Origin of the sequence: Agrococcus sp. SGAir0287, assembly GCF_005484985.1 — a bacterium.
Taxonomy (GTDB): domain Bacteria; phylum Actinomycetota; class Actinomycetes; order Actinomycetales; family Microbacteriaceae; genus Agrococcus.
Window position 1 is genome coordinate 2,209,785 of the sequence record NZ_CP027942.1, and the last position, 13,620, is coordinate 2,223,404.

Here is a 13,620-nt window from a genome sequence, read left to right on the forward strand (position 1 = left end):
TCAGTGCCGCAGGATGCGGCGGGCGAGGAGATTGCCGAGCGCCTGCACGATCTGCACGACGACGACGATGATCACGAGGGCGCTCAACGTGACCACCGGGTTGAACTGGCGGAAGCCGTACGCGATGGCGTAGTTGCCCACGCCCTCGCCGCCGATGATGCCCGCGACGGCCGACATGTCGATGATCGCGACGACCGCGAACGTGTAGCCGAGCACGAGCGGCCCGAACGCCTCCGGCAGGATGACCGTGCCGATGATGCGCCACGGCCCGGCTCCCATGGCGCGCGCCGCCTCGATGACCCCGGGGTCGACGGAGACGAGGTTCTGCTCGACGATGCGCGCGATGCCGAACGTCGCGGCGAAGGAGATCGCGAAGATCGCCATGGCGTTGCCGAGGCCGGTGCCGATCGTCGCCCTGGCGACGGGCTGCAGCGCCGCGAGCAGGATGATGAACGGCACGGGTCGGAACGTGTTCACCAGCACGTTGAGCACCCAGTACACGACCGGCTGCTGCAGCACGCCGCCGCGACGCGTGACGTAGACGGCAGTGCCGAGCACGAGGCCGAGCGCACCTCCGATGAGCAGCGAGACCGCGACGAGCCACAGGGTGATGCCCGTCTGCTCGAGCAGCGCGGGGAGCAGCTCCTGGATTTCCGCGACGAGATCGCTCATGCCGGTACCTCCGTCACGGTCACGCCCGCGCCGATGCCGGCGAGGGCGTCGCGGATCGCGGCGTCGTCGCCGTCGACCGCGATGGTGAGCAGGCCGTAGACGCGGCCCTGGATGTCGTCGACGCCGCCGTGCACGAGGTGGAAGTCGACGCCGGCGCGCGCGAGGGCGCCGAAGACGCGTGCCTCGCTCGCGCCCTCGTCGGTGAAGGCGATCGTGAAGAGCCTGCCGCTCGTGCGCGCGCGCAGCTCGACGAGGGCGTCGCCCTCGGGCAGCGCGCGCACGACCGTGCGCACGAAGCGCTTCGCCGTGTCGGTCTGCGGACGGGTGAAGACGTCGTACGTCGGCCCCGCCTCCACGACGCGGCCGGCCTCCATGACGGCGACCTTCGTGGCGATGCGCGCGATGACGTCCATCTCGTGCGTGATGACGACGATCGTGACGCCGAGCTCGCGATTGACGCGCGCGAGCAGGTCGAGCACCTCGTCGGTCGTCTCGGGGTCGAGCGCGCTCGTCGCCTCGTCCGCGAGCAGGATCGACGGGTTCGCGGCGAGCGCCCGAGCGATGCCGACGCGCTGCTGCTGGCCGCCCGAGAGCTGCTCGGGGTAGGCGTCGGCCTTGTCCTCGAGCCCGACGAAGCGCAGCAGCTCGTCGACCCGCTCGCGCCGCTCGGCGCGCGGCGTCCCGACGACCTCCAGCGGGTAGGCGACGTTCGCCCGCACCGTCCGGGAGCGCAGGAGGTTGAAGCGCTGGAAGATCATGCCGATGCCCTGCCGCAGCTCGCGCTGCGCCTTGGCGTCCAGGCGCGTCACGTCGACGCCGTCGATCTCGATCGAGCCGCTCGTCGCGGGCTCGAGGCCGTTCACGAGCCGCACGAGCGTCGACTTGCCCGCGCCCGAGTACCCGATGACTCCGAACACGTCGCCGCGCTCGACGTCGAGCGAGACCGCGTCGACGGCGGTGACGGCCGCGTCCGAGCGTCGCCGACCCGGATAGGTCTTCGTCACGTCGCGGATCGCGATGTGCGCCATGCTGCTCCTCTCGTGGGACGCGCGAACGCGGGCACCGGTGGATCGGTGCCCGCGGACGCGTCGCTGCTACTGCTGGTCGCGGATCGACTGCTCGACGTCGGCCAGCGACGCCTGCAGCTCGTCGGCGGGCGTGGTCGCGAGCACCGCCGTGCCGCCCGACTGCTCGACGACGCCGTCGGTGACGGCTTGCGTCGTCTGGTAGATCTCGACGAGCTGCTGCAGCACGTCATCGTCCACGTCGTCCGCTCGCACGGCGAAGATGTTCACGTACGGGAGGGCCGAGGGGTCCGACGGGTCGTCGGCAGCGATCTCCTCGTCGTCGCCCAGGTCCGCCTGGTCGAGGAAGTCGTTGTTCACGATCGCCGCGGCGGCCTCCGACAGCGACCCTGCCGTGAGCGCGGCGTCGAGCGCCTGCACCTCGACGCGCGAGCCGTCCTCGACGTCCTCGAGCGTCGAGAACGGCGAGCCGCCGTCTGCGAGCTCGATGAGGCCCGCCGACTGCAGCACGAGCAGGCCGCGAGCCTGGTTCACGGTGTCGTTCGGCACGATGACGGTCGCACCGTCGGGGATGTCGTCGGCCGAGTCGTACTGCGTCGAGTACAGGCCCAGCGGGTAGATCGCCGTCGCGCCGATCGGCTGCAGGTCCTCACCCGACGAGACGTTGTAGTCGGCGAGGTACTGGATGTGCTGGAACTGGTTGATGTCGAGGTCGCCCTCGGAGAGCGCCGGGTTCGGCTGCGTGTACTCGGTGAAGTCGACGATCTCGATCGCGATGCCCGCGTCGGTCACCGCATCCTCGTAGGTCGACCAGTACGGGTCGGAGGCGCCCACGACGCCGAGGCGCACAGGGTTCTCCTCCGTGCCGAGCTCGGCGTCGGAGCCACCGCTCGCGGCACCCGCGCAGCCGGCGAGCAGGAGGGTGGATGCGGCAGCGGCCGCGGCGAGGGATCGGGCGATGGTCGGCATGGTGGTGCTCCTGGGACGTGCCTTGGGGGTCGCCTCCACGCTAGGAAGGGCGCACGCGGTCCGACCAATCGGGCCGTCACATGACGACATGCGCGCCTTGTGCGCAACGTCGCACCGCCGCGGAGCCTCCCCAGACCGCTCCTCGAGGTGCGAGCGCAGCGAGCCTCGAAAGGAGCCCACCGAAGCGGTCACACCGCCGCGAGCACCACCGCGACGCCCGTGCCCGCGAGCAGCCACGGCCCGAACGGCACCGAATCCGCGCCTCGCACCTTCGCGACGAGCCCGACGGCGCCGCCGAGCAGGAACGCGCACGCCATGCCGCTGAGCGGCAGCCACCACTCGATCGGCGCGGCCGCCAGCGCGAGGCCCGCGCCGAGCTTCACGTCGCCGGCTCCCATGCCGCCGAGCCACCACATCGCCACGAGCACGACGGCGACGCCGAGCCCGACGAGCGCCCCGACCCACGTGCCGAGCATCGCGCCGACGAGTGCGCATGCGGATGCGATGCCGAGCAGCGGCACGGTCAGCAGATTCGGCAGGCGCCGCTCGGCGACGTCGATGCGGGCGAGGGCGGGCGCGACGAGTGCCGCGACGACGAGTGCGATCGTCGCGGCGCCCGCCGAGCCCATCCAGCCCGCGTGCATCGCGAGCGCGACGACGCCGCCGGCCAGGGCGACGCCGAGGATGCCGTCGGTCGCGGTCAGCCCCAAGGGGGCGGCTGGCGTGCGGACGGCGACGAGCATGCGGGCACGGTAGCCGTGCGCGCACGATCGCGTCGTGCGTCATCCACAGGCGCGTGCACGCTGCACGGCCGAGGACCCGCATCCGTCGGATGCGGGTCCTCGGGGTGAGGTCGGTGGATGGATGGACGGATCAGGAGTCGAGCAGGCTCGTCACGAGCGCGGCGATGCGGCTGCGCTCGCTGCGCATGAGCGTCACGTGCCCGAAGAGCGCGTTGCCCTTGAGCGTCTCGATGACGCTCGCGACGCCGTCGTGCCTGCCGACGCGGAGATTGTCGCGCTGCGCGACGTCGTGCGTGAGCACGACCCGCGAGTTCTGGCCGATGCGGCTGAGCACCGTGAGCAGCACGTTGCGCTCGAGCGACTGCGCCTCGTCGACGATCACGAACGCATCGTGCAGCGAGCGGCCGCGGATGTGCGTGAGCGGCAGGATCTCGAGCATGCCGCGGTCGGCGACCTCCTCGAGCACGTTGTCGGAGACGAGCGCGCCGAGCGTGTCGTAGATCGCCTGGCCCCAGGGGTTCATCTTCTCGTCCTTGTCGCCAGGCAGGTAGCCGAGCTCCTGGCCGCCGACGGCGTAGAGGGGGCGGAAGACGATGACCTTCTTGTGCAGCCGCCGCTCGAGCACGGCCTCGAGGCCGGCGGCGAGCGCGAGCGCGGACTTGCCGGTGCCAGCCGAGCCGCCGAGCGAGACGATGCCCACCTCGTCGTCGAGCAGCAGGTCGATCGCGAGGCGCTGCTCGGCCGAGCGGCCGTGCACGCCGAAGACGTCGCGGTCGCCGCGCACGAGGGACAGCGTGCCGGGCGACGTCACCCGGCCGAGCGCGGAGCCGCGCTCGGAGGTGATGACGAGGCCCGTGTTGAGCGGCAGCCCGTCGACGAGGTCCGTCGTGAGGCGCTCCTGGTCGTAGAGCGTCGCCATCTCGTCGCCGGACAGCGCGATCTCGGCCGTGCCCGTCCATCCCGACTCCACGGCCTGCTCGGCGAGGTACTCCTCGGCGGCGAGGCCGATCGACGCCGCCTTGACGCGCATGGGCATGTCCTTCGACACCACGCACACGTCGAGGCCGTCGTTGGCGAGGTTGCACGCGACGGCGAGGATGCGCGAGTCGTTGTCGCCCAGCTGCAGGCCCGAGGGCAGCACCTGCTGGTTGGAGTGGTTGAGCTCGACCCGCAGGGAGCCGCCGCCGTCGGTCGGCACGGGGAAGTCGAGCCGCTCGTGCGCGACGCGCAGGTCGTCGAGGTTGCGCAGCGCCTTGCGTGCGAAGTACCCGATCTCGGGGTCGTGCCGCTTCTTCTCGAGCTCGGCGATGACGACGACCGGGATGACGACGGAGTGCTCGGCGAATCGGTGGATCGCACCGGGATCCGACAGCAGCACGGACGTGTCCAGCACGTAGGTGCGCTGCGCGGTCTGCAGCTCGTCGACGATCTCGGGGGCGTGGATGGCCTCAGGCACGTGGGCTCCTCACCGACTCGGTCGGGTATCGGCGGCCGCCTCCCTTCACGGCGTCGCGGCCGCGGTGGGTGCCGAGCGGGTGCTCGACTGAGGCTGACGCTACGCCCGGCCACCGACACGGCTCGCAGCGACACGCGGGACGCACGGCGCGTTCACACGCTCGTAACGCGACGGTCGGCCGAAGCGATCGGCGGCGGATCCGCGACGCGTCCGACCCTCCTGGCCAGGCTGCCGGCGGGCAGGATCCCGTCGCGAGTGGTCTCCCCAGCAGCTGGTCGAGGAGGCCGCAGCCGCAGGCTGCAGCCGTCACGAGACCACGCGACCCACCCGCCCGACGCGACCACGCGCATCACCGGGCGGGAGCGGCACTCGCGTGGTCTCGTGACGCGTGCTCGCCCTCGCTCGCGCGCTCCTCGACCGGCTGCCGGTGCCGCCCGAGCCCCACGCTCCCCGCCACCCCTCCCCTCGCTCCCCCATCCGCTCCCTGCGGCGCGAGCGCAGCGAGCCTCGAAGGGAACCCGATGCTCCCGAATCGGCCTTCTGCGGGCTGGGCCTCGCATCGTGGGCGATCCCTCGGCAGACGGTCGAGGAGGCCCCGAGCCCCGGGCGAGGAGCCGTCACGAGACCACGCGACCCGCCCTCGCGACGCGACCGCCCGCATGGCTGCGCAGGAGCGGCAGTCGCGTGGTCTCGTGACGCGTGCTCGCTCTCGCTCGCGCGCTCCTCGACCAGCTGCACGTGGGCGGCATCCCCATGGTGGGTGTTCCCCCACCAGCCGGTCGAGGAGGCCCCGAGCCCTTGGGCGAGGAGCCGTCACGAGACCACGCGACCCGCCCGCCCGACGCGACCGCCCGCATGGCTGCGCGTCCCCGAACCGCCCCTTGAGGTGCGAGCGCAGCGAGCCTCGAAAGGAGCACGCGATGCTCCCGAACCGGCCATCCACGCGCGGATTCCGTGTCGGTGGTTCCTGGCAGAGTCGGGTCATGGCGCAGGAGATCGACAGCACGGCACCGGGTTCTGACCCTGCCGCGCTCGCTGCGATCGAGGCGAACGCCCTCTCCCAGCTCTCCGCGCTCCGCTCCGGCAGGCAGGCGCTCGAAGCCTACGAGCTGCGGCTGCTCGCGTCCCTCGGCCATCTCGCGCTCGAGCGTGCCGGTAGTGGGTCGAGCGAGCGGTCGACGATGGAGCTCCGCGCGATCGCCGCCGAGATCGGCGTCCACGCACGCATGTCCGATCGCACGATCGAGCGGCAGATCGGCGACGCGATGCACCTGGTCGACACGTGGCCGCTCGTGCTCGACGCGTTCGCCGACGGCCGCATCGGCCACGGGCACGTGCGCGCCATCACCGAGGCAGGATCCGTCCTCGCCTCCACCGACGTCACCGCCGAGCAACGGACCGCGTACGAGGAGCGCATGGTCGCCCTCGCCGAGACGACCACGCCCGCCCACGTCGCGAAAGCTGCACGGAAGGCAGCGGACGCGCAGCTGGTCGAGCCGCTCGTCGACCGCCACCGCGCCGCCCGCGACGACCGCCGGGTGACGATCGAGGCGGCCGACGACGGGATGGCGTGGATCGGCGCCTACGTGCCCGCGGTCCTCGCGCACGGCATCGACCATCGCCTGCGCGCAGGCGCCCGCGCCAAGCCCAAGGACGACCCGCGCACCATCGACCAATGGCGCGCCGACGCATTCTGCGAGCTCCTCCTCACCAGCAGCGGAGCGCCGGATGGCGCCACCCAGAGCGTCGGCGCCGACGATGCGACCGAGCACGCGAGGCTGCTCTCGACGATCCGCCCGGTCGTGCAGGTCACGATCCCCGTCACCACCCTCACCGGACACGACGACGCACCCGGCACGCTCGACGGCGCCCAGCCCATCGATGCCGAGACCGCCCGCATCCTCGCCGGCGTCGCAGCGACCTGGGAGCGGCTGCTCACCGACCCGATCCGCGGCACCGTCGTCGAGGTCGACACCTACCAGCCGACCGCCGCGCAGCGCAGGCTGCTGATCGCCCGCGACCAGCACTGCCGATTCCCCGGCTGCGCATCCCACGCCCGCACCGCCGACCTCGACCACACCATCGCCTGGGACCACGGCGGCACCACCAGCCTCGGCAACCTCGCCCACCTCTGCCGACGCCACCACACCCTCAAGCACGCCACCGCCTGGACCGTCCACCAACCACGACCCGGCCACCTCACCTGGCGATCACCACGCGGCCAGACCTACCTCGACCGACCACCACCCACTGGACCCGTCTTCACCGACGCATCCGACCCGACCGCGGCCATCCCAGCCGACGACGCATGGGGACCACCGACCTCCGCCACCGACGCCGGCACCATCTTCTGACGGCCGACGCGGCGTCGCACGACGCCTCCGGGAGTGCGTCTCGTCCTGACGCGCGCCGCGCGACGACGAGATCGCGACGACCTGCGCGGTGCCCGCGCATGCGATGACCGACGACCGAGCCGACGACCGCGCATCCGATCACCGGCGACCGCGCATCCGATCAGCGACGACCGAGCCGGCGAGGGCGCAGCCAGTCGTCAGCGACCGAAGCGGCGCGAGCGCTGCCCGTAGTCGCGCACGGCGCGCAGGAAGTCGACCTCGCGCATGTCGGGCCCGAGCGCCTCCATGAAGTAGAGCTCGCTGCGCGCCGACTGCCAGAGCATGAAGTCGCTCAGCCGCTGCTCGCCCGACGTGCGGATCACGAGATCGGGGTCCGGCTGGCCCGTCGTGTACAGATGCTCGCCGATGAGCTCGGGGCTCAGCCGCTCGGCGAGCTCCTGCGTCGACCCCTCGTGCGTCTCGAGGATGCGCCGGATCGCCTCGACCACCTCGTGGCGGCCGCCGTAGCCGACGGCGAGGTTGACCTGCATGCCCGGCGCGTCCTTCGAGCGCTCGACGGCTGCCCCGACCGCGGCCGCGAGCTCGGGGGGCAGGTCGGCCGCGGATCCGACGTGACGGATGCGCCAGCCCGTGCCCGTCGAGAGGGCGTCCGCGAGGTCGGCGATGATGGCGCACAGCTCGTCGAGCTCGGCCGCGTCCCGACCCGCGAGGTTGTCGTGCGAGAGCAGATAGAGCGTCACGACCTCGACGCCGAGCTCGTCGCACCACTCGAGGAACTCGTGCATCTTGCGCGCACCGGCACGGTGCCCGTGCCCGACGCTGTCGAGCGCGTTGAGCCGCGCCCAGCGGCGATTGCCGTCGATGATCATGCCGATGTGGGTGGGCACGGGCGCCCCGGCGAGCTCTCGCCGCAGATGGCGCTCGTACGCGCGATAGAGGATGCCCGTGCCGCCTCGCCTGCTCGCCGCCATTCTTCCAATGTACGACCCATGAGCTACCGCTCCATGCTGGTCGTCGCATTGCGTACGCCGTACGCTAAAGACATGCAGCACGACTCGACCCGCACCGCGACCGCAGCCGCGACGCCCCGCGACCTCGAGGGCGCATCGCTCCCCCATCTCCCGATCATCGAGGCCGCCGGCGATGCCGAGGCCGCGAGCGCCCACGACGCCAAGCCCTCCTGGCGCGGCTGGATCCACCTCGTCATGGGCCCCATCGCGCTCGTCGCCGGCATCGTGCTCGTCGCGCTCGCGGACACGGTCGCCGGCAAGGTGGCGTCGGCCGTCTTCATGGCCACGAGCCTCCTGCTCTTCGGCGTCTCGGCGACCTACCACCGCTTCCGCTGGAGCGACCGGGTGCGCATGACGCTCAAGCGCCTCGACCACTCGAACATCTTCCTGCTCATCGCCGGCACCTACACGCCCCTCGCGGTGCTCACGCTCTCGACGACGCAGGCCACGATCCTGCTCTCGATCGTGTGGGGCGGCGCCGCGCTCGGCATCGCCTTCCGCGTGCTCTGGGTCACCGCGCCCCGCTGGCTGTACGTGCCGCTCTACGTCGCGCTCGGCTGGGCCGCCGTCATGTACCTCCCCGCCATCTGGGCGGTGAGCGCGGCGACCGCGATCCTCATCGCCGTCGGCGGCCTCGCGTACACGGTGGGCGCGGTCTTCTACGCGCTGAAGCGGCCGAACCCCGTTCCCGGGCACTTCGGCTTCCACGAGCTCTTCCACGCCTGCACGGTCGTGGCCTTCCTCTGCCACTGGACGGCGATCCTGCTCGTCGCGATCTGACGCCTCGACACCGGCACGCGCCGGGTGACGCGCGGTCCTCGCGCAGCGCGCACGCGGCAAGCTCCCGACCTCGCGGACGTACGATGCATCCGTCCGTGATGGATGGGAGTGCCATGTCCAACGCCCCTCGCGTGCGCGCCGCCGGCGTCGCGATCCTGGCCACCCTCGGCCTGAGCGCCTGCGTCATCCTCCCGCCCCCGCTGCCGCAGCCCGCGCCACCCGCGCCGACGACGCAGCAGCCCCAGCCGCAGCCCACGCAGAGCGCCGAGCCCACCGAGAGCGTCGACCCGAGCCAGTTCGTGCAGCCGGACGAGCCGATCTCCGAGACCGACCCGACACCCGAGGACATCGGGGCGTACTACGCGGGCGAGGCGCCGATCACGAGCGCCGGCTACTTCCCCGACGCCGCGACCGACGTGATCCTCGAGCCCACGCGCGGCACGCCGCTCGTACAGGAGGCGGCGGGGCTGCCGGACGCGACCGCGGGCGACGAGTACCTGCCGGACGTCGCGCCCTCGCTCACGGGCGACCTCATCCAGTCCACGGTCGGACGGCTCGACATGACGGACGACGAGGGCGGCCAGTACACGTGCTCCGGCACGGTCATCAACGCCGAGACGCAGGACATCGTCGTCACCGCGGCGCACTGCGTCTTCAGCGACGACACCCGCAGCGAGATGGCGTCCATCACCTTCACCCCGGCGTACGACGACGGCGACGCGCCGTTCGGCGTCTGGGAGGCGGAGGACTGGTGGTACCCCGAGCAGTACATCACCGCGAACGACCGCTGGCTCGACGGCCAGGACGACAACGGATGGATGGGCTTCGACTTCGCCTTCCTGCGCCTGGCTCCGAACGCGCAGGGACAGGAGATCGAGGACGTCGTCGGCGGCCAGGGCGTGAGCTTCCAGGCCGAGACGAACGGCGTCGTGCTCGCCGGCTACCCGGGCGACCCGGCGCCCTTCGACGCGGAGGTGCAGCGCTTCTGCGCGGACTCGACGGTGACCTACGGCGTCGGCGGCGACCCCAACCTCGGGGTCGACTGCGTCATGGGCTCCGGCGCCTCGGGCAGCGGCTGGGTGACCGACGTCGACCCGGCCACGGGCGCGGGCTACGTGATCGCCGTCTACTCGAACGGCGGCAGCGACGAGGCGTACGGTCCACCGTTGGGCGTCACGGCGTACGACGGGCTCGTCGCCCTGCAGTCGGGCGGCTGACGCACCGACCGCGCGCACGCCCGCGGGACGAGCCCTGCCGCGTCGGGCTCAGGCCATGACGCGGCGCGTGAAGGCGCCGAGCCGCTCGAGCATCTGCTCGCCGCGCTCCTGGATGCGCTCGGGGCTCGCGAGGTGGGGCGGCACGATGCGGATCGAGTGCGAGCACGACAGCGACTCGCAGATGTACGTGCCGAGCGAGTCGCCCGCGAGGCCCTTCTCCCCCGCCCGCGGCGCCGTGAACAGCCGCACCTGCGTCGCCGGCTGCGTCGAATGGCACAGGGCGCACATCGCCGCGATGCCCGCGCGCAGCGTCGACGTGGATGCGCGCACGACGATGCCGACGGGCTCGCCGCCGAGCCACTGCACGATGTAGCCGAGCCGCGCCGAGTGCGGGTCGCGCCAGCCGAGGTACTCGCGCTCCTCCCAGATCGTCTCGTGGAGGCCCGGCATCGGCAGGCGTGCGAGCTGCTGCTCGGTCGCGTTCACGAACGACGAGCGGATCTGCGCCTCGCTGAGCGGCTGCACGTCAGCGCTTCTTGCCCTGGCCCCGTCGTTGCGCGCGGTTGCCGCTCGGCGCCGCTGCCGCGCCCTCCGCGGGCTCCGCCTGGCCGAAGGCGCCCTTCTGCACGGGCTGCGGTCGCTGCGGCGCCGCCTTCGGCGCCTGACGACGCTGCTGCCTCGACTGGCCCTGCGCCTGCGCCGCCGCCGCGGTCGCAGGGTTGCCGGAGCGCTGCTTCGCGAGGTTCGTGGCGCCCTGCAGCGTGCGTCCGCGCTGGTCCGAGACGGCGACCTCGCCGTCCTCGTCGGGCGCGGAGTAGGTGAGCTTCGACTGGTCGTCCTCGCCCTCGTCCAGACCGCCGCCCTCGACGGCCGCAGGCGTGCCGCCGGCGCCCTGCTGCACCTTGACGTCGAGGTTGAAGAGGAAGCCGACCGACTCCTCCCGGATCGCCGCCATCATCTGCTGGTAGAGCGTGTAGCCCTCGTTCTGGTACTCGATGACGGGGTCGCGCTGCGCCATGGTGCGCAGGCCGATGCCCTCGCGCAGGTAGTCCATCTCGTAGAGGTGGTCGCGCCACTTGCGGTCGATGACGCTGAGCACGACGCGGCGCTCGAGCATGCGCATCGCGGCGGGCGTCAGCTGCTCCTCGCGGCGCGCGTACGCGAGGCGCGCGTCCGAGAGCAGCTCGTCGGCGATGAAGGCGCTCGTCAGCCGCGGGCCCGCCTCGGCGACGACCTCGTCGATCGTGATGCCCACGGGGTAGATCGTGCGCAGCTCCGTCCAGAGCGCCTCGAGGTCCCAGTCGTCGGCGTTGCCGGCGGCCGTGTGCTCGGCGACGAGGTCGCGGATGGTCGCCTCCAGGAAGCCCTGCACGCGCCCCTGCAGGTCGTCGCCGTCGAGGATGTGGCGGCGGTCGGCGTAGATCGACTCGCGCTGCCGGTTCATGACGTCGTCGTACTTGAGGACGTTCTTGCGCATCTCGGCGTTGCGCGCCTCGATCTGGCCCTGCGCGGAGCGGATCGCTCGCGAGAAGACCTTCGACTCGAGAGGCACGTCGTCGTCCTCGTCGGCGCCGAGCGACATGAAGCGCTGCGCGACGGGTCCGCCGAACAGGCGCATGAGGTCGTCCTGCATCGACAGGTAGAAGCGGCTCTCGCCCGGGTCACCCTGACGTCCGGAGCGTCCGCGCAGCTGGTTGTCGATGCGGCGCGACTCGTGACGCTCGGTGCCGAGCACGTAGAGGCCGCCGACCGCGAGCACCTTCTCGGCCTCGGCGGCGACCTCGGCCTTGACCTCTTCGAACACCTCGTCCCAGACGGCCTCGTACTCGTCGGGCGTCTCGACGGGGCTGAGGCCGCGCTCCTCCATGCGCTGCACGGCGAGGTGCTCGGCGTTGCCGCCGAGCATGATGTCGGTGCCTCGGCCGGCCATGTTCGTCGCGACCGTCACGGCGCCGACGCGGCCGGCCTGCGCGATGATCGCGGCCTCGCGCGCGTGGTTCTTGGCGTTGAGCACCTCGTGCCGCACGCCGCGCTTCTTCAGCTGCGTCGACAGGTACTCGCTCTTCTCGACGCTCGTCGTGCCCACGAGCACCGGCTGGCCGGCCTCGTGCCGCTCGACGATGTCCTCGACGACGTGCCGGAACTTGCCCTCGACCGTCGCGTACACGAGGTCGGGGTTGTCCTTGCGCTGCATCGGCTTGTTCGTCGGGATGGGGACGACGCCGAGCTTGTAGGTCGACATGAACTCGGCGGCCTCGGTCTCGGCCGTGCCCGTCATGCCCGAGAGCTTCTCGTACAGGCGGAAGTAGTTCTGCAGCGTGACCGTCGCGACCGTCTGGTTCTCGGCCTTGATCTGCACGCCCTCCTTCGCCTCGATCGCCTGGTGGATGCCCTCGTTGAAGCGACGGCCCTGCATGATGCGGCCGGTGTGCTCGTCGACGATGAGCACCTCGCCGTTCAGCACGACGTAGTCGGTGTCGCGCTTGAACAGCGCCTTCGCCTTGAGCGCCGTGTTGAGGAAGGAGATGAGCGGCGTGTTCGCCGACTCGTAGAGGCTGTCGATGCCGAGGATGTCCTCGACGCGCTCGATGCCGGGCTCGAGCACGCCGACGGTGCGCTTCTTCTCGTCGACCTCGTAGTCGACGTCCGGCTTCAGGCGCTTCGCGATTCGGGCGAACTCGCCGAACCACTTGTTCGCCTCGCCCGCTGCGGGTCCGGAGATGATGAGCGGCGTGCGGGCCTCGTCGATGAGGATCGAGTCGACCTCGTCGACCACGACGAAGTGGTGCCCGCGCTGCACCATGGCCTCCTTCTGATGGGCCATGTTGTCGCGGAGGTAGTCGAAGCCGAACTCGTTGTTCGTGCCGTACGTGACGTCGGCCGCGTACTGCTCGCGGCGCACGTCGGGGGTCTGGCCGGCGACGATGCAGCCGGTCGTCATGCCGAGGGCGCGCAGCACGCGACCCATGAGCTCGGCCTGGTAGCTCGCGAGGTAGTCGTTGACCGTGACGACGTGCACGCCCTTGCCCGGGATGGCGTTGAGGTACGCGGCGACGACGGCGACGAGCGTCTTGCCCTCGCCGGTCTTCATCTCGGCGATGTTGCCGAGGTGCAGCGCCGCGGCGCCCATGATCTGCACGGGGTAGGGCCGCATGCCGAGCGTCCGGCTCGCGGCCTCGCGCACGGCGGCGAAGGCCTCCGGCAGCATCGAGTCGAGCGACTCGCCGAGCTCGTAGCGGGCGCGGAACTCCTTGGTCTCCTCCGCGAGCTCCTCGTCGGTCAGGTCCGCGAAGCCGGCCTCGAGGGCGTCGACGTCCTTCGCGATCCTCTGGAGGCGTCGCAGGATCCTTCCCTCGCCTGCGCGCAGGACTCGCTCGAAGACGTTCGCCACGGA

11 protein-coding genes are annotated in these 13,620 nt (G+C 71.6%); 3 read left to right on the top strand and 8 right to left on the bottom strand.

What is annotated here, in order from left to right:
• The 5 genes from C1N71_RS10530 to C1N71_RS10550 form a co-directional block, all read right to left on the bottom strand.
• Positions 1–672: a methionine ABC transporter permease gene (locus tag C1N71_RS10530; protein WP_137756357.1), complete on the bottom strand. Its 672-nt coding sequence runs from the start codon at positions 670–672 to the stop codon at positions 1–3.
• Positions 669–1,700, bottom strand: coding sequence for a methionine ABC transporter ATP-binding protein (locus tag C1N71_RS10535; protein WP_137756358.1), 1,032 nt, complete (start codon positions 1,698–1,700; stop codon positions 669–671). Before C1N71_RS10535 ends, C1N71_RS10530 begins: the two co-directional genes overlap by 4 nt.
• Before the next feature lie 66 nt (positions 1,701–1,766).
• Positions 1,767–2,666, bottom strand: coding sequence for a MetQ/NlpA family ABC transporter substrate-binding protein (locus C1N71_RS10540; RefSeq protein WP_137756359.1), 900 nt, complete (start codon positions 2,664–2,666; stop codon positions 1,767–1,769).
• Positions 2,667–2,854: 188 nt separating this feature from the next.
• Positions 2,855–3,409: a prepilin peptidase gene (locus C1N71_RS10545; protein ID WP_137756360.1), complete on the bottom strand. Its 555-nt coding sequence runs from the start codon at positions 3,407–3,409 to the stop codon at positions 2,855–2,857.
• Between the two features lie 130 nt (positions 3,410–3,539).
• Positions 3,540–4,865 (bottom strand): PhoH family protein, encoded by a 1,326-nt coding sequence (locus C1N71_RS10550; RefSeq protein WP_254677982.1) that lies wholly within the window; start codon positions 4,863–4,865, stop codon positions 3,540–3,542.
• Between the two features lie 983 nt (positions 4,866–5,848).
• Here C1N71_RS10550 and C1N71_RS10555 point away from each other — a divergent pair.
• Positions 5,849–7,219, top strand: coding sequence for an HNH endonuclease signature motif containing protein (locus C1N71_RS10555; RefSeq protein WP_175414188.1), 1,371 nt, complete (start codon positions 5,849–5,851; stop codon positions 7,217–7,219).
• Positions 7,220–7,416: 197 nt separating this feature from the next.
• On the opposite strand, the gene uppS is transcribed toward C1N71_RS10555, so the two are convergent.
• On the bottom strand, positions 7,417–8,190 hold the full coding sequence (gene uppS / locus C1N71_RS10560) for a polyprenyl diphosphate synthase (RefSeq protein ID WP_137756362.1): 774 nt from the start codon (positions 8,188–8,190) through the stop codon (positions 7,417–7,419).
• 72 nt (positions 8,191–8,262) lie between these two features.
• Between uppS and trhA the strand changes: the two genes are divergently transcribed.
• Positions 8,263–9,009 carry a PAQR family membrane homeostasis protein TrhA gene (trhA, locus tag C1N71_RS10565; protein ID WP_137756363.1) on the top strand — a complete coding sequence of 249 codons (747 nt, stop codon included), beginning with the start codon at positions 8,263–8,265 and terminating at the stop codon, positions 9,007–9,009.
• Positions 9,010–9,122: 113 nt separating this feature from the next.
• Positions 9,123–10,226: a trypsin-like serine peptidase gene (locus tag C1N71_RS10570; RefSeq protein WP_137756364.1), complete on the top strand. Its 1,104-nt coding sequence runs from the start codon at positions 9,123–9,125 to the stop codon at positions 10,224–10,226.
• Between the two features lie 48 nt (positions 10,227–10,274).
• On the opposite strand, the gene C1N71_RS10575 is transcribed toward C1N71_RS10570, so the two are convergent.
• Entirely contained in the window at positions 10,275–10,751 is a 477-nt protein-coding gene (locus tag C1N71_RS10575; RefSeq protein ID WP_137756365.1) for an FBP domain-containing protein, read from the bottom strand.
• Between the two features lies 1 nt (position 10,752).
• Positions 10,753–13,617 carry a preprotein translocase subunit SecA gene (gene secA / locus C1N71_RS10580; protein WP_137756366.1) on the bottom strand — a complete coding sequence of 955 codons (2,865 nt, stop codon included), beginning with the start codon at positions 13,615–13,617 and terminating at the stop codon, positions 10,753–10,755.
• Positions 13,618–13,620: the final 3 nt, after the last annotated feature.